The following is a 16429-nucleotide window of genomic DNA, read 5'->3' as shown; positions in this document are numbered from 1 at the left end:
CGGTCGAACAGCCGGGCGCGAGCCACCTCCTCCAGCGACCGCAGGTGGCGGCCGATGGTGGGCTGGCTCAGCCCCAGCCGTCGCCCGGCCTCGGTCAGGCTGCCGGTCCGGGCGACGGCGAGGAAGATGCGGATGTCGTCCCAGTTCGGCTCGCCCGTGGTCACGCTCGGTTCTTCGCTGCAGCCTGGCTGGACCCAATCATAGGGTCGTCATCGCGAGGAGCGAAGTGACGTGGCGATCCAGGGCCGGTCCACACTGGCCCCTGGATTGCTTCGCTGCGCTCGCAAGGACGGTGTTGAGAATTCTGAAAGGTCTCCCCGGCGGGAGATGGATGGCCACGCCCGCGATCACGCTCAGTCCAGCAATCGATGCAGCTGGGCGTATTGCAGCAGGAGAATGGTCTTGCCGTCCATGATCTCGCCGCGCCCGACCATCGCCAGCGCCTCGGCCAGGGTCGGCTCCAGCGTCTCGATGTCCTCGCCCTCGGCCTCCACACCGCCGCCATCCGAGGCACGGTCGGCCGGGCTGTACTCGGCGACGAAGAAGACCAGCCGCTCGGTCACCGACCCCGGGCTCATGAAGGCCTCGAACACCCGGCGCGGCGCGGCCACGCGATAGCCCGTCTCCTCCTCCGCCTCCTGGCGGATCGCGGTCTCCGGGTCGCGGTCGTCGAGCAGGCCGGCGCAGGCCTCGATCAGCGGCTCGGGGTGGCCGTTGACATAGGCCGGAAACCGGAACTGCCGGGTCAGCAGCACCCGGCCGCGCGCGGGGTCGTACAGCAGGATCGCCGCGCCATTGCCGCGGTCATAGGTCTCGCGGCTGACGGTCTGCCAGCTGCCGTCCTGGCGCCGGTAGTCGAAGGTGGTCTTCTTCAGCACGTACCAGTCGTCGGACAGGGTCTCGACCGACTTGATCCGGATCCTGTCCTGCATCAGGTGCATCCCGGCACATCGGCCAGGCTGCGATAGACCGGGCGCCCGGCCCGCTCGAAGATCGCCACCATCGCCTCGGCCCCGACCGACGGGCCGCCGATCCGCAGGCAGGCGTCGCAGTGCCGCGCCACGCGCTCGCCGATCGGGTGGAAGATCTCGTCGAACACCGCGTCGCCGATGCCGGCGGAGCCGGCGGTCTCGACCAGCGGCAGGGCCAGCGCCTCGCCGGTGATCGGCAGGTGGCCGGCCCGGAACAGCCGCAGCGCGGCCTCGTTCATGGCCCGCATATTGGCCGCGATCAGCCGGGGATCGTCGCCGGTGCCCGAGCGGTACGGCCCGGCCACCAGGATCATGAGAGGGGAAAACGTCAAGATGCCTCCATCAGTGGAACCAGAGATGGAGGCATCCTGACGACCGCCGGGACGGCTGGGAGCACCCCAGACCTGAACGACGGGTATTCAGAATTGAGGGGCTGCGTCCCCCCTAGGTCAGCCTCTCCCACAGGAAGGCGTGGATCAGCGCCTGGTTGAAGGCGGTTTGGGCGTTGTTGGCGGCGGCGCCGTGGCCGCCCTCGATGTTCTCGTAGTAGCGGACGTCCTTGCCCATCGCGATCATCTTCGCCGCCATCTTGCGGGCGTGGCCCGGATGCACCCGGTCGTCGCGGGTCGAGGTCAGGAACAGCACCGGCGGGTAGGCCGCGTCCTGCCGCAGGTTCTGGTAGGGCGAGAAGGTCTGCAGGAACGCCCAGTCCTCCGGCTTGTCGGGGTCGCCGTATTCCGCGGTCCAGGAGGCGCCGGCCAGCAGCTTGGTGTAGCGCTTCATGTCCAGGAGCGGCACGGCGCAGACGATGGCGCCGAACAGTTCCGGCCAGGTCGTCAGCATGTTGCCGACCAGCAGGCCGCCATTGCTGCCGCCCTCGATGCCGAGGCGCGGGACGGAGGTGATGCCGCGGGCCACCAGGTCGCGCGCCACGGCGGCGAAATCCTCATAGGCGCGCGGCCGGTTCTCGCGCAAAGCCGCCTGGTGCCAGCGCGGCCCGTATTCGCCGCCGCCGCGGATATTGGCCACGGCATAGACGCCGCCGCGGTCGAGCCACAGCCGCCCCTCGCCCGGGATGTAGTGCGGCAGCAGCGGCACCTCGAAGCCGCCATAGCCGGTCAGCAGCACGGGCGCGCTGCCGTCTCGCGGCAGGTCCTTCCGGGCGACCACGAAATACGGCACCCGGGTGCCGTCGGCCGAGGCGACGAAATGCTGCTCCACCGCATAGGGCGAGGCGTCGAAGAAGGCCGGCGCCTGCTTCAGCATCTCGAAGCCGGGCTGGCCGGCGGTGCCGCGATACAGCGTGTCCGGCTCGAGGAATCCCGAGGCCAGGACCAGGATGTCGTCATCCTGGTGCGGCGCGGTGCCGACATAGGCGATGGTCGCGGCCTCGGGCAGCCCTTCCAGCGCCTGGCGCCGCCAGTCGCCCTCGCCCGGCGTCAGCACCTCCACCCGGCTCTTCACGTCGTCGAGGATCTGCAGCACCAGGTGGTTGCGAGTGCCGGAATAGCTCGACAGCGCCGTGGTCTCGGTCGGCTCGAACAGGGCGACGGGCTCGCGCTTGCCGGCCAGCCAATCGTCGAACGGAGCGGCCAGGAGCGAACCGCCGGCAAAAGTGCGGCCGCCGACCGTCCAGTCCGTGCGCGGCGACACCAGCAGCCAGGGGCCGTGGGTGCCGGCCTCGGCGTCGCGCGGCACGTCGATCAGGGTCAGGGCGCCGTCGTCGCCCAGCAGGTAGAGCTCGCTGGTGTAGAAATCGATGCGGCGGGAGACGAAATCCCGCTCGAAGCCGGGGAAGTCGTCATGGACGGCGTCGACGGCGAGATCGTCCTCCCGCCCCTCATAGACGATCGTCGCCGCCTCCAGCGGCTCACCGCGACGCCACAGCTTGGCGACGCGCGGATAGCCGGAGCGGGTCAGCGACCCCGGGCCGAAATCGGTGCCGATATAGATCGAATCGACGTCCTTCCAGCCGAAGCGGCTCTTGGCTTCGGGCAGGAAGAAGCCATCCGGCACAAAGCTGCGGCTCTCCAGGTCGAATTCGCGGACGACATGGGCGTCGGCGCCGCCGCGCGACAGGGCGATCAGGGCGCGCCTGAAGTCCGGCTCCAGCACGTCGGAGCCGTGCCAGACCCAGTTCTCGCCCTCGGTCTCGGCCAGCGCGTCGAGGTCCAGCAGCACCTCCCACACCGGCTCGGCGGTACGGAAGGAGGCGAGCGTGGTGCGCCGCCACAGGCCGCGCGGATGGGCCGCGTCGCGCCAGAAATTGTAGCAGCGGTCGCCGCGGCGGACGATGTGCGGCAGCTTCTCCTCGGAATCGAGGATTTCCAGCATCTGCCGGCGCATCCGCTCGAACTCCGCCGTCTCGGCGAGGCGGCCGGTGCTCTCGGCATTACGCGCCCGGACCCAGTCGAGGGCTTTCTCGCCCTCGATGTCCTCGAGCCACAGATAGGGATCGTCCTGGCTGTCCATGTCCGACCGTGCCGGTTGAAGCGTGGGCCGGCCAGAATAGGAGGCGATGACGGAAGGGGCCAGTCGCAGGACGACGCAGGCCCTTCACCGTCATTGCGAGGAGGCGAAGCCGACGAAGCAATCCAGGGCCGGTTCACACTGGCCCCTGGATTGCTTCGCTGCGCTCGCAATGACGGTTCGGGAAGGAAGCTCCCTTACAGCCCCGGCCGGTAGTTCGGGGCCTCGTGGGTCACGGTGATGTCGTGCACATGGCTCTCGCGCAGGCCGGCATTGGTGATGCGCACGAACTCGGCCCGCTGGTGCAGGTCGGCGATGGTCCGGCTGCCGGTGTAGCCCATGGCCGCCTTCAGCCCGCCCACCAGCTGGTGGATGACATTGGCGATCGGGCCCTTGTACGGCACCCGGCCCTCGACGCCTTCCGGCACCAGCTTCAGCGTGTCCGACACCTCCTGCTGGAAGTAGCGGTCGGCCGAGCCGCGCGCCATGGCGCCCAGCGAGCCCATGCCGCGGTAGCTCTTATAGGAGCGGCCCTGGTACAGGATCACCTCGCCCGGCGCCTCGTCGGTGCCGGCGAACAGCGAGCCCAGCATCACCACATCGGCGCCGGCGGCGATGGCCTTGGCCAGGTCGCCGGAATACTTGATGCCGCCGTCGGAGATCACCGGGATGCCGGCCTTGCGGCAGGCCTCGACGCAGTCCATCACCGCGGTCAGCTGCGGCACGCCGACGCCGGCGACCATGCGGGTGGTGCAGATCGACCCCGGGCCGATGCCGACCTTCACCGCATCCGCCCCGGCATCGATCAGCGCCTTGGCGGCGTCGGCGGTGGCGACGTTGCCGGCCACCAGCTGGGTCGAGTTGGTCAGGCGGCGCGCCCGCTCCACGCTCTTCAGCACGCCCTCGGAATGGCCGTGCGCGGTGTCCAGCACCAACACGTCGACGCCGGCGTCGAACAGCGCCTCGGCGCGGGAGATGCCCTTGTCGCCGGTGCCGGTGGCGGCGGCGACGCGCAGGCGGCCCTGCTCGTCCTTGCAGGCGTTCGGGTGCAGCTGGGCGCGGACGATGTCCTTGACGGTGACCAGGCCGATGCAGCGGAAGGCGTCATCGACGACCAGCAGCTTCTCGATCCGGTTCTGGTGCAGGAGGCGCTTGGCCTCATCCTTGCCGACCCCCTCGCGCACCGTGACCAGGTTCTCCTTGGTCATCAGCTCGCGCACCGGCTGGGTCGGGTTGGTGGCGAAGCGGACGTCGCGGTTGGTCAGGATGCCGACCAGCTTGCCGTTGTCCTCGACCACCGGGATGCCGGAGATGCCGTGCCGGTCCATCAGCGCCAGCGCCTCGGCCAGCGAGGCGTTCGGGCCGATCGTGATCGGGTTCACCACCATGCCGCTTTCGAAGCGCTTGACCTTGCGCACCTCCTCGGCTTGGCGGTCGATGTCGAGGTTGCGGTGGATCACGCCGATGCCGCCGGCCTGGGCCATGGCGATGGCCAGCGGCGCCTCGGTGACGGTGTCCATGGCGGCGGAGAGCAGCGGGATGCCCAGCTCGATCCGCTTGGTCAGCCTGGTCCGCGTGTCCGCTTCGGCGGGCAGGATCGACGAGGCCTGCGGGACCAGCAGGACGTCATCGAAGGTCAGGGCGTCGCGGAACTGCATGTGGAGGCTCCCAGAGCTTGGAAGCGCCGCAATATAACCCCCCTCCGGGCGTTGTGAAGCGCAGATCTAGGGGGCCAGCGTTGCGTCGAGCGGATCATGAGGGCCGGACGGGACGCAACGGCGCCCTATGCGCCGGCCTCCCGCCCCTTGAACTCGGTGGCCACCACATAGACCTCGGAGCTGTCCTGCCGGCTGGCGGCCGGCTTGACGTGGCGGACCTTGGCGAAGTTGCGCTTCAGGATATCGAGCAGGTCCTTCTCCGCCCCGCCCTGGAACAGCTTGGCGACGAAGGCGCCGCCCGGCACCAGCACGTCGAGGGCGAAGTCGGCCGCGGTCTCGGCCAGCGCCATGATGCGCAGATGGTCGGTCGCCGGGTGGCCGACGGTCGGCGCCGCCATGTCGCTGAGCACGAGGTCGGCCGGACCGGCCAGCGCCTCCTTCAGCCGGGCCGGCGCGGTGGGGTCGAGGAAGTCGAGTTCCAGGATGGTCGCGCCCGGCACCGGGTCCATGCCGAGATAGTCGATGCCGACCACCTTCCCCTGCGGCCCCACCCGCTCCAGCGCCACCTGCACCCAGCCGCCGGGGGCGCAGCCGAGATCGACCACGCGCATGCCGCGGCGCAGCAGGCCCAGCTTGTCGTCGAGCTGCAGCAGCTTGAAGGCCGCGCGCGAGCGGTAGCCCAGACGCCTGGCCTCGGCGACATAGGGGTCGTTGAGCTGGCGCTCCAGCCAGCGGGTGGAGGACGGGGTGCGCTGCTTGGCGGTCTTCACGCGCACGGTCAGGCCGCGGCTGCCGCGGCCGCTCGGCCCCTCTGCCCTCGCGCCGCCCGCGGCTCCAGGCTTCTTCGGTGTCTTCATCGGTTCCGGATGTGATCAGGCGCGGCGCTTCTGCGCCTCGGCCAGCAGGTCGAACAGGATGCCTTCGCGCACGCCGCGATCACCCACCCGCAGCTTGCCGACCGGCCAAGTGTCGCAGATCGCCTCGAGGATGGCGCAGCCGGCCAGCACCAGGTCGGCGCGGTCGCGGCCGATGCAGGGATAGGACGACCGCCCGGCATAGTCGAGGCCCAGCAGCATGCGGCTGGCGCGCCGCGCCTCCTCGAAGGTCAGGGTGCAGCCGTCGACCTCGGAGCGGATGTAACGCGGCAGGCCGAGATGCACCCCGGCCAGGGTGGTGACGGTGCCGGAAGAGCCGATCATCTGCACCCGGCCCTGGGCGATCAGCCCGCGCAGGTTGTTGCGCGCCTCGAACCCGGCCAGGGCGGCGGCGGTGGTGGCGCTCATCGCCGCATAGGTCTCGGGCGAGACCTCGTGGCCGCCATGCTGCTCAGCCAGCGAGACGACGCCGAGCGGCATGCTGAGCGCGTCGAGCGTCACCGGCTGGCCGTCGGAATCGATCTCCAGCCAGGTCAACTCGGTCGACCCGCCGCCGATGTCGAAGATGATCGCGTGCGGGATCGCGGGGTCCAGCAGCGGGGCGCAGCCGGCCGCCGCCAGGCGCGCCTCCTCCGCCGCCGGGATCATCTCCAGCCTCAGCCCGGTCTCGCGCCGCACCCGGTCGCGGAAGGCCGGGAAGTTGTCGGCCTGACGGCAGGCCTCGGTCGCCACGGCGCGCGACAGGATCACGTTCTGGCGCCGGATCTTGGCGGCGCAGATGCGCAGCGCCGACAGGGTGCGCTGCATCGCCTCGGGCTGCAGCCGCCCTGTGGCGCCGACGCCCTCACCCAGCCGGACGATGCGGCTGAACGCATCGACCACCTGGAAACCGCCGGTCGCGGCGCGCGCGATCAGCAGCCGGCAGTTGTTGGTGCCGAGATCCACCGCGGCATAGAGAGGTTCGGGCCTCGCCGTCCGACGTCGATCGCCGGCCGCGGTGGCCTCCGAGATCGCGATCGACTCCACCACTGACATTCCTTCCATGGCCGTCCGTCCCGTTTCGAACGGCGCCTCCGTCCCTTCATCGAACTGTAGCGCAGCCATGGCCAAAGAGGAAATGGGCCGGGAGTCGCATCCTTTATCGACATGGCTGCCGTTCGTTCACACAGGCCTTTACACGGGCGGATCGCTGGGGTAGACACCCTCCCGCCGGCCGCTGGGGGATCGTCTAGTGGTAGGACAGCGGACTCTGACTCCGCCAGCCTAGGTTCGAATCCTAGTCCCCCAGCCAATTCCGGCTTTCCGGACAATTTGGCACCATGCGCGGTTTCCGCGAAGCCGCCGGCGTTATCTTGCGACAATCCCGGTCTGGCCTTCGGTGCCCCCCGGCGTGTACGGTCGGGCCCTCCCGAAAACGACCGGCGAGGCCGAACATGCGATCGGCAGTGATCATCTTCGCAGCGGCGATCGTGGCCCGGGCGGCCGTCACGCCGGTCTACTACCTGATCGAGGACAGCGGCGACGATGCGGCCCCGGCGCCGGTGGCGATCCTGGCCGGCAGCCTGGAACGCTGCGAACAGGCGCTGGCGGCCTCTCCGGCGCCCCGCGCCCACTGCGAGGGTATTCCGGGCTTCCGGCATCTGCTGGCCACGGCCGATTCGGTGCTCACCTCCTTGCGGCGGACGGCCGACGCCACGCTGCAGCCGGTCAGCGATCTCCAGGACTCGGCGATCAGCGCCGTGCAGGACGCGGCCACCGCCGTCGTGCAGGATGCCGCGGTCGATGCGGTCCAGGACGCTATCGGCGGGGACGACGATTCGCCATTGGAGTGAGTTGCCGGGTATCCGCCACAGCCGGAGATTGCTGGTCGACACGGCCGTCATAATTCCGTAACACCAGGGCCGAGGGGCATCGGTTCTTGGAGTTTCGAGTCATTGGTTACCTTCGCCCCGTCCCGCACGCGGGCGGCCGATGATCTGCCCTTCGGCATCACCGTCATCCTGCCGCTCGTCCTGTTCCTGGCCTTCAGCCTCGCCCTCTATCTCCGTCCCGATCTGCGCATGACCGTGCTCGAAGGCGAGCTCGGCGTGCTTGAGAACACCCAGGCGGCCATCCTGCTGGCGTCGCTGATCGCCGGCCTGGTCCTGTTCGGGCGCGCCCGTGCCGCACGGGATCCCGGCCTGACGATCTGGGCGGCCCTGCTGGCGCTGGGGTCGTTCTACATGCTCGGTGAGGAGATCAGCTGGGGCCAGCACTATGCCGGCTGGGCGGCCGAGGGCTGGTTCGCCCAGGTCAACGACCAGCAGGAGACCAACCTGCACAACACCTCCGCTTGGTTCGACCAGAAGCCGCGGGCGTTGCTGGAGACCGCGATCTATGTCGGCGGCATCCTCTATCCGCTGGTGACGGCCGCGACCGGCCGGCTGCGCATCGCCCGGCCCTGGTGGCTGATGCCGACCTTCGCCGGCTTCACCGCGGCGGCGCTGGTGCTGGTGACGATCCTGCCGGAATGGCTGCACCTGTTCGGCTTCGGCCAGGGTCCCAAGCCCTACCGCGCCGCCGAGCAGCAGGAGCTGTTCATCTATCTGTTCGTCCTGATCTACACCCTGTCGCTGCTGCGCAGGCTGCGGGACCGGACCGTGTGAGGGCGACCGGTCCGGGGCCCGAGACGCCCCGGACCGGCCGGCAGCTCAGGCCCCGCCTTCCGCACCGCCTCTCAGCACGGCGGCCACCTCGGGATGGCCGAAATGCTCGGCCCAGCCGAGCGGCGTGCTGTTGTAGGTGCGGTCGCGGATGGTCGGGTCCGCCCCGCGGTCCAGCAGCAGCCGGGCGGCGCGAGGGTCGTTGGCCCAGCCGGCCGCCATGTGCAGCGGCGTGACGTCGGCGGTGTCGCCCCATACGGCGCGCCGGTCGACATCCGCCCCCTGCCCCAGCAGCCACTCCACCGCCTCGGTGCGATGGCACAGCAGCGCCCAGTGCAGCGCGGCGCCGTTGTGCGGCACGCCGTCGATGTCGGCGCCGCGGGCCAGCAGCGCCGCCATCGCCTCGATCCGGCCGCTGCGGGCGGCCCAGGTCAGCGCCTCGTCCAGCACCTCCTGCGGCGCGCCGGTCATGTGCCATTCCGGGAAGCCGCTGTGCGGCCGGTAGAAGCCGCGATGGTATCCCGCCTCCGGCCGCAGGGGGCCGTCGGCCTCGAAGAACAGGGCGACCAGGTCCATCCGGCCAAGCCCGGCGGCGATGCGCAGGTTCAGCGGCGCCGCCACCTCAGCCACCAGCCGTTCCGCCATCGCCGTATGGCCCCAGAACAGCGCGACCGCCAGCGGCGTGCCGCCGTCGCCGTAGGCCTCCGCTTCGACGGAGGCGCCGGCCGAGATCAGCCGGTCGAGCAGGGCCAGCCGCGCTTCACGGTCGCCACGACCACCACCATAGGCGATGTCGTGCAGCGGCCCCCAGCCCTTGTCGTTGGTAAGGGCCGGATCGGCGCCGGCGTCGAGCAGGTCGCCGGCCAGGACCATCCGGTCCATCGAGATCGCCAGCATCAGCAGCCGGTTGCCGTTGGTGCCCTTGGCATTGACCAGGCCGGGATGCGCCGCGAGCACCGCTGCCAGGCCGGCGCGGTCGTCGCCGCGGATCGCCTCGAAGGCGGTGCGGAACGGCTCCTCGGCCCGGCCGGCCTGCATCGCCCCGATCCGCGCGGCGAACCCGTCCCAGCCGTCGAAGCCGTGGCTGCGGGCGACCACCAGCTCGGCATCCTCCTGGCTCAGCTCCGCGGCACGGATCTCGGCCTCGGACGCGGCGGCGAAGCGCGGGTGGAAGCGCTGCACCAGGCGCAGCGACCCGGCCTCGCCGGTGCGGTGGTTGCTGCGGATCCCGGCGGCGCGGTCGCGGTAGTATTGCAGCTCGACCTCGAACGGCCGGGCGATCTCCGGCGGCTCACCGGCCAGATGCGCCTGCAGCCTGGGCCAGCTGGCGAAGCCGTATTCGCGGGCGACCACCCATTGCGCGTCGCTCAGCTTCGCCGCGGCGACCAGCTCGGCATCCGGGCGGTGGGCCAGCCGGGGATGGCTGTAGCGGACCCTTGCGATCGCCCCGGCATCGCCGGCGCGCAGCGCCTTCAGCAGGTCCTTGGCGCGCCTCCTCTGCTGCTCCGGATCGGGTGACGCGGGCAGGTCCCGGGCATAGGGATGGGGCATGACGCTCCTCCTTTCACACGCCCGGCATCCGCATCGACGGGCAGAAAGAAGGATCGGCGCAGGAGGCGACGCTCGCTGGCAAGTGGGCGCTGCCCTTCCCGCGGACCGGATGCGTCTTGCACGCGAGCGGAAGGCTAGCGGGCGAGGCCGGGCGCCGCAACGGGCTCGCGGTCGGCATGCTCACGCTTGAGACCTGGGTCATAAAGGGACATTCTGTATCCATTATACAAACCGCGCGGCCTATCGGGCCGTCGGTCAAGAACCATTTTCCAGGGAGGGATTCATGGCGACTTTCACAGGCACAAGCGGCAACGACGTGTTTGCCGGCACTTCCGACAACGACAGCGCGAGCGGCCTGGGCGGGAACGACACGCTGTCCGGAGCGGCCGGGGCCGATATCCTGAATGGCGGTGACGGAAATGACATGCTGAACGGCGGCACCGGCGCGGACATCCTGATCGGCGGCGCCGGGGTCGACACCATCGTCTATGGCGGCACGGCGGGTGTCACGGTCGTGATCGGCGACATCGCCGATGGCGGCGAGGCGGAAGGCGATACGGTGGCCGGCGACATCGAGAACATCACCGGCACAGGCGGCAACGATGCGCTCACCGGATCGACGGCGGCGAATGTGCTGATCGGCGGCGACGGTAACGATACGTTGTCCAGCCTCGGCGGCACCGACACGCTGGATGGTGGAAACGGCAACGACACGCTGATCGTGCCGGGCGGCGGCGGCAGCCTGATCGGGGGCGCCGGCATCGACACTGTCACCTTCACCGGCGCCGCCGGCGTATCTCTGTCCCAGGGCGCGGCGGGCGGCACGGTCGCTGCCGACATCGAGATCATCATCGGCACCGGCGCCAACGACTATCTGTCCGCCTCCATCGCCGTCAATACCGACATCGAATACCGGGGAATGGGCGGGAACGACCAGCTCGGCGGCGGCGATGCGGGCGATATCCTCGATGGCGGCGACGGCGACGATGCCATATCGGGAAGAGCCGGCGATGACCAGATCACCGGCGGCGACGGCAACGATGCCATCGCAGGCTGGGACGGCGCGGATCACCTTAGCGGCGGCGCCGGGATCGACCAGCTCAACTATCATGCCAGCACCGGCGTGCAGGTCGACCTGACCGCACTGACGGCGTCCGGCGGCTACGCCGAGGGCGACGTAATCGCCGATGATTTCGAGGACCTCGTCGGCTCGTATTACGGCAACGACCAGCTGACCGGAAATGCCGCGGACAACAGCATTCGCGGCCAGCTCGGCGACGACGTGCTCAGCGGCGCCGCCGGCAATGATATCCTCGACGGCAGCGCCGGCAACGATGTGCTCAACGGCGGGACCGGTGTGGACATCCTGGGCGGCGGCGGCGGCATCGACACGGCCGTCTATGGCGGCGCCATCGGCGTGACGGTCGTGATCGGCGGCCTCGGTCATGGCGGCGAGGCCGAAGGCGAAGGAATAGGCACCGACATCGAGAATATCCAGGGCGGCGACGGTTCCGATTCCATCACCGGGTCCAACGGCGCCAACGTCCTGTCGGGATCGGGCGGCAACGACACTCTCCTCGGGCTCGCAGGCGACGATACGCTCGATGGCGGCACCGGCAATGACGACCTCCGCGGCCATGAGGGGGCGGATATCGTGCGCGGCGGCGCCGGCAACGACGTGGCCGAAGGCGGCCTCGGCGCCGACACGCTTGACGGCGGCGACGGCATCGACACGCTCTACTACACCAACAGCACCGCCGGGGTGCGGATCGACCTGGCGATCGGCATCGGACTCGGCGCCGGCAGCGAGGCCCAGGGCGACGTCCTTACCAACTTCGAGAACGTGATCGGCTCAACCCTGGCCGACACGCTGCAGGGGGACGGCGGCGCCAACCTGCTGCGCGGCTTCGGGGGCGACGACAACCTCCAGGGCCGCACTGGGGACGACGTCCTGATCGGCGATGCCGGCAACGATATTCTCACCGGCGGCGCCGAGGCCGACCGGCTGGACGGCGGCGCGGGCATCGACACCGCCTACTACTCCAACAGCACGGCCGGTGTGACCCTCGATCTCCAGCCCGGCGTCCAGCCGAGCGGCGGAGAGGCCCAGGGCGACGTGCTGGTGGCGGTGGAGAACATCGTCGGCTCGACCCTGGCCGACGCGCTGTCGGGAGACGCCGGCGCCAACGCGCTGCGCGGCCTGGGCGGCGATGACGTGCTCACCGGGCGCGGCGGGGCCGATACCCTGGTCGGCGATGCCGGGGCGGACCGCTTCGTCTATCTCGCCATCGGCGACAGCGGCCTCGGCGCCAATGCCGACCGGATCGCCGATTTCAGCCAGGCCCAGGGGGACCGGATCGACCTCTCCGGCATCGACGCCGACACCGCGATCGCCGGGAACCAGGCCTTCACCTTCATCGGTTCCGCCGCCTTCGGCCATCATGCCGGCGAGTTGCGGGCGGAGGTCGTCGGCAGCAGCACCGTGGTCAGCGGCGACGTCAACGGCGACGGCACCGCCGATTTCAGCATCGGCCTGACCGGGGCGATCACCCTGGCGGCCGGCGACTTCGTGCTTTGAGTCGTGGTGTGATCTCCCGGCCGGCATCGGCCGGGAGATCCTGGCCCGGAGAGGCGTTTAGCCGTTTCCGATGAATGTCGAGAGCAGCCGGTTCACCTCGGCCGCCGCCTCCATATGGACCATGTGGCCCTTGCCGTCGAAGCGGTGCACCGGGACCGAGGCCGGCAGCCCGTCGGCATGGGCGGCCGGCAGGATGGCGTCGGCGGTGCCCCAGATCACCTGGACCGGCACCCTGGCCGAGCCGATCCGGTCGCGCAGCGATACCGCCTGGCGGCCGCCGGGAAAGACGGCGCCGCTGATCGTCCTCAGCGCCGCCTCGACCCCGTCCAGGCGCTTGTACTTCAGCACGTCCTCGACCAGGTCGCGGGTCACCAAATCGGGGTCGGCGAACAGCGCCTCGAGATGCGGCTTCAGGTCCTTGCGCTTCTGCGCGCCGATGAAGCCGTCGATATAACCGCTGTTGATCTCCGCCCCGAGCCCGGCCGGGGCGATCAGCGTCGCCGACGCCACCCGCTCCGGCGCGTCCAGCGCCGTGGCCAGGGCGACGGCCCCGCCCAGGGAATGCCCGACCAGATGCGCCCGGGCGATGCCGGCGGCGTCGAGATAGGCCAGCACCGCGCCGGCCAGTGCCGCGATGTCGCCGGCCCCGACCTCCTTGCCGGAGCCGCCATGACCCGGCAGGTCGATGGCGTGGACCGGGCGGCCGGTCAGCGCCGGCTGGGTGAACAGCCAGTTGTTGAGGTCGCCGCCGAAGCCGTGGATCAGGACGACCGGCGTGCCGTCGCCCTCGCCCGTCACCAGCGCCCGGACCGGCCGGCCGCCGGCCTGGATCACCTTGGGCTCGGGCGGCGGGGCGGCGCTTTCGGCCGCGGCCGCGGCCTCGGCCTGGAAGGCGGCGATGAAACGGTCGAGCTCGCCGTCATCCACTTCGCCCTCGACCACCACGCCGAGCAGGGCGCCGACCGGCAGGGTCTGCCCTTCCTCGGCCACCCGCCGGCGCAGCGTGCCGGCGACCGGCGATTCCAGCGCGTTGGTGATCTTGCTGGTCTCGATGTCGACGATCTCGGTGCCCGGCTCGATCCGCGCGCCCTCCTCCGCCGTCCAGGCGGCGAGCATGCCCTCGGTCATCGCCAGGCCCCATTTCGGCATGGTGATCGGGTGGATGGTCCCGCTCATTCCGCGGCCTCCCGCCGGTCCGGCGCGCCCATCACCGTCCGCACCGCCGCCGCCACCTTGGCCGCGTCGGGGATGTACAGGTCCTCCAGCGCCGCCGAGAACGGCACCGGCACATGCGGCGGCGACACCATCTTGATCGGCGCCTTCAGCGCGCCGAAGGCCTGGTCCGCCACCTGGGCCGAGATGTCGGTCGCCAGGTTGCAGCGCGGGCTGGCCTCGTCCACCACCACCAGCCGCCCGGTCTCCTCCACGCTCTCCAGGATCGTGTCCATGTCGAGTGGCGAGGTCGTGCGCGGGTCGATGATGGTGCAGTCGACGCCTTCCTTGGCCAAGACATCCGCCGCCGCCTTGGCCATCTGCACCATGCGGCCGATGGCGACGATGGTGACATCCTCGCCCTCGCGCACCAGGTTCGCCTCGCCGAAGGGGATGGTGTAGGGCTCGTCCGGCACCTCCTCCTCCATGTCGTACAGCACCTTGTGCTCGAAGAAGATCACCGGATCGTCGTCGCGGATCGCCTGGATCAGCAGGCCTTTCGCCTCATAGGGCGAGGACGGCACCACGCATTTCAGCCCGGGGATGTGGGTGAACACCGGGTACAGGCACTGGCTGTGCTGCGCCGCGGCGCGGAAGCCAGCGCCGTACATGGTGCGGATGGTCAGCGGCGTCACCGCCTTGCCGCCGAACATGTAGCGGAACTTGGCGGCCTGGTTGAAGATCTGGTCGAAGCAGACGCCCATGAAGTCGACGAACATCAGTTCGGCGACGGGCCTGAGGCCGCTGGCCGCCGCGCCGGCCGCGGCGCCGATGAAGGCGCTCTCGGTGATCGGCGCGTCCAGCACGCGGCTGGGCCCGAACTCCTTGTACAGCCCCTTGGTGACGCCGAGCGGCCCGCCCCAGGCATCCTGCTCGCCCGGCGCGCCGGAGCCGCCGGAGATGTCCTCGCCCATGATGATCACGCGCGGGTCGCGCCGCATCTCCTGCGCCAGCGCCTCGTTGACCGCCTGGCGGAAGCTCTTCCTGCTCATGCCCTGCCTCCCTCAGTACGAGACGTAGACGTCGGTCAGGAGATCGGCCGGCCCCGGCACCGCGGCGGCCTTGGCCTCGACCACGGCGCTCTCGATCGCCCGCTTGATCTCGGCGTCGATGGCGTCCATCTGCGCGATATCGAGCAGTCCGGCCTCGGTGACGCGGTTGCGGAACAGGTCCAGGCTGTCGCGCTGGGCCCGGATGGCGTCGACCTCGCCGGGGGCGCGGTAGGTCTGGGCGTCGCCCTCGAAATGGCCGTAATAGCGGTTCAGCTTGACCTCGATCAGGGTCGGGCCGTTGCCGGACCTGGCCCGCTCGATCGCCTCCCGCGCCGCCTCCCACACCGCGAAGAAGTCGTGGCCGTCGACCACGACGCCGGGCATGCCGAAGGCCTGGGCGCGCTCGACGATGTCCTTGCAGCTGACCGAATACTTGCTCGAGGTCGCCTCGGCATAGCCGTTGTTCTCGAACACGAAGATCGCCGGCAGCTTCCACACCGTGGCCAGGTTCAGCGCCTCGCAGGTGGTGCCCTGGTTCGAGCCGCCGTCGCCGGTGAAGGACACGGCGACCCCGCCGGTGCCCAGCGTCTTGGCGGCCAGCGCGGCGCCGCAGATCAGCGGTGGGCCGCCGCCGACGATGCCGTTGGCGCCCATCATGCCCTTGGACAGGTCGGCGATGTGCATCGACCCGCCCTTGCCGCCGCACAGCCCGTCCTTGCGGCCGTAGATCTCCTTCATCATCGCCACCGGGTCGCAATCCTTGGCGATGCAGTGGCCATGGCCGCGATGGGTGCTGGCGATCGAATCCCGGTCGGTCAGGTGCAGGCAGACGCCGACGGCGCTGGCCTCCTCACCGGCATAGAGATGGACGAAGCCCGGAATCTCACCTGTGGCGAATTCGAGATGGACCCGATCCTCGAACTCCCGGATCAGGCGCATCTGGCGATAGGCACGCAAAAGGTCGTCGCGACTCAGCTGCATGGCCGTTCCTCCCGTTGCGGATCTTATGTCCGGCAATGAGCGTAACGTGCCGTGCTTCGGGTTGTGAACCCGTCGCGTACCGCCTCCGACTTTGGTCGAAGGAATCCTGTCGGGACTATTGCCCGTTCGGCCGGATCGTCAGCTCCACCCGCCGGTTCTCCTGCCGCCCGGCCGCGGTGGCGTTGCTGGCCTTCGGCTGGTCCTCTCCGGCGCCGCCGATATTGATCCGCGGCGGATAGACCCCGCGGGAGGCGATGTAGTCGGCGACCGAGCGCGCCCGCGCCTCCGACAGCCGCTGGTTGTACTCGGCCGGGCCGGTGTTGTCGGTGTGGCCGACCACGTCGATGTAGGTCTCGGTATACTGGTTCAGCGTCGCCGCGACCTGGTCGAGCGGCCCGTAGAATTGTGGCTTGATGGTCGCGGAATCGGTGGCGAAGGTGACGTCGCCCGGGATCTCCAGCACCAGGTTGTCGCCGCGGCGGTTCACGCCGATGCCGGTG

15 protein-coding genes and 1 tRNA gene are annotated in these 16429 nt (G+C 70.1%); 4 read left to right on the top strand and 12 right to left on the bottom strand.

Annotation, left to right across the window (positions count from 1 at the left end):
- From P409_RS09115 to P409_RS09085, 7 genes are all read right to left on the bottom strand, one after another.
- Positions 1–164: helix-turn-helix domain-containing protein (locus P409_RS09115; protein ID WP_034834525.1), on the bottom strand; the 164-nt coding region annotated here is incomplete at its 3' end.
- Between the two features lie 189 nt (positions 165–353).
- The gene (locus P409_RS09110) at positions 354–932 is read right to left on the bottom strand and encodes an NUDIX domain-containing protein (protein ID WP_202964611.1); all 579 of its coding nucleotides are present in this window, start codon (positions 930–932) and stop codon (positions 354–356) included.
- Positions 932–1303, bottom strand: coding sequence for a DUF4406 domain-containing protein (locus tag P409_RS09105; RefSeq protein WP_202964610.1), 372 nt, complete (start codon positions 1301–1303; stop codon positions 932–934). Before P409_RS09105 ends, P409_RS09110 begins: the two co-directional genes overlap by 1 nt.
- A gap of 112 nt (positions 1304–1415) precedes the next feature.
- A complete protein-coding gene (locus P409_RS09100; RefSeq protein WP_034834519.1) occupies positions 1416–3443 on the bottom strand; it encodes a prolyl oligopeptidase family serine peptidase in 2028 nt (675 codons plus the stop codon).
- 194 nt (positions 3444–3637) lie between these two features.
- Positions 3638–5098 carry an IMP dehydrogenase gene (gene guaB / locus P409_RS09095; protein WP_034834517.1) on the bottom strand — a complete coding sequence of 487 codons (1461 nt, stop codon included), beginning with the start codon at positions 5096–5098 and terminating at the stop codon, positions 3638–3640.
- 125 nt (positions 5099–5223) lie between these two features.
- Entirely contained in the window at positions 5224–5955 is a 732-nt protein-coding gene (locus P409_RS09090) for an RlmE family RNA methyltransferase (RefSeq protein WP_034834513.1), read from the bottom strand.
- A gap of 15 nt (positions 5956–5970) precedes the next feature.
- The gene (locus P409_RS09085) at positions 5971–7017 is read right to left on the bottom strand and encodes a Ppx/GppA phosphatase family protein (RefSeq protein ID WP_238578632.1); all 1047 of its coding nucleotides are present in this window, start codon (positions 7015–7017) and stop codon (positions 5971–5973) included.
- Between the two features lie 173 nt (positions 7018–7190).
- Here P409_RS09085 and P409_RS09080 point away from each other — a divergent pair.
- The 3 genes from P409_RS09080 (at position 7191) to P409_RS09070 (ending at position 8618) form a co-directional block, all read left to right on the top strand.
- Positions 7191–7264 (top strand) — tRNA-Gln (locus tag P409_RS09080).
- Positions 7265–7406: 142 nt separating this feature from the next.
- Positions 7407–7805, top strand: coding sequence for a hypothetical protein (locus P409_RS09075; protein ID WP_152613304.1), 399 nt, complete (start codon positions 7407–7409; stop codon positions 7803–7805).
- 102 nt (positions 7806–7907) lie between these two features.
- Positions 7908–8618, top strand: a complete 711-nt coding sequence (locus tag P409_RS09070) for a hypothetical protein (protein ID WP_052120243.1) — start codon at positions 7908–7910, stop codon at positions 8616–8618.
- 45 nt (positions 8619–8663) lie between these two features.
- On the opposite strand, the gene P409_RS09065 is transcribed toward P409_RS09070, so the two are convergent.
- Complete coding sequence (locus P409_RS09065) at positions 8664–10166, bottom strand: ankyrin repeat domain-containing protein (RefSeq protein WP_052120241.1); 1503 nt, start codon at positions 10164–10166, stop codon at positions 8664–8666.
- 283 nt (positions 10167–10449) lie between these two features.
- On the opposite strand from P409_RS09065, the gene P409_RS09060 reads away from it, so the two are divergent.
- Positions 10450–12744 (top strand): calcium-binding protein, encoded by a 2295-nt coding sequence (locus P409_RS09060; protein ID WP_034834506.1) that lies wholly within the window; start codon positions 10450–10452, stop codon positions 12742–12744.
- Between the two features lie 57 nt (positions 12745–12801).
- On the opposite strand, the gene P409_RS09055 is transcribed toward P409_RS09060, so the two are convergent.
- The 4 genes from P409_RS09055 to P409_RS09040 all read right to left on the bottom strand — a co-directional run.
- Positions 12802–13920: an acetoin dehydrogenase dihydrolipoyllysine-residue acetyltransferase subunit gene (locus P409_RS09055; RefSeq protein WP_034834504.1), complete on the bottom strand. Its 1119-nt coding sequence runs from the start codon at positions 13918–13920 to the stop codon at positions 12802–12804.
- Positions 13917–14948: an alpha-ketoacid dehydrogenase subunit beta gene (locus P409_RS09050; RefSeq protein ID WP_034834501.1), complete on the bottom strand. Its 1032-nt coding sequence runs from the start codon at positions 14946–14948 to the stop codon at positions 13917–13919. Before P409_RS09050 ends, P409_RS09055 begins: the two co-directional genes overlap by 4 nt.
- A 12-nt stretch (positions 14949–14960) precedes the next feature.
- Positions 14961–15929 carry a thiamine pyrophosphate-dependent dehydrogenase E1 component subunit alpha gene (locus P409_RS09045; protein WP_034834498.1) on the bottom strand — a complete coding sequence of 323 codons (969 nt, stop codon included), beginning with the start codon at positions 15927–15929 and terminating at the stop codon, positions 14961–14963.
- A 115-nt stretch (positions 15930–16044) separates the two neighbouring features.
- Positions 16045–16429: OmpA family protein (locus P409_RS09040; protein WP_034834496.1), on the bottom strand; the 385-nt coding region annotated here is incomplete at its 5' end.

The sequence above is a fragment of the Inquilinus limosus MP06 genome (assembly GCF_000767795.1).
Taxonomy (GTDB): domain Bacteria; phylum Pseudomonadota; class Alphaproteobacteria; order DSM-16000; family Inquilinaceae; genus Inquilinus; species Inquilinus limosus_E.
Note: the sequence above shows the minus strand (reverse complement) of the source record. Positions and strands in the feature narration are given on the sequence as shown.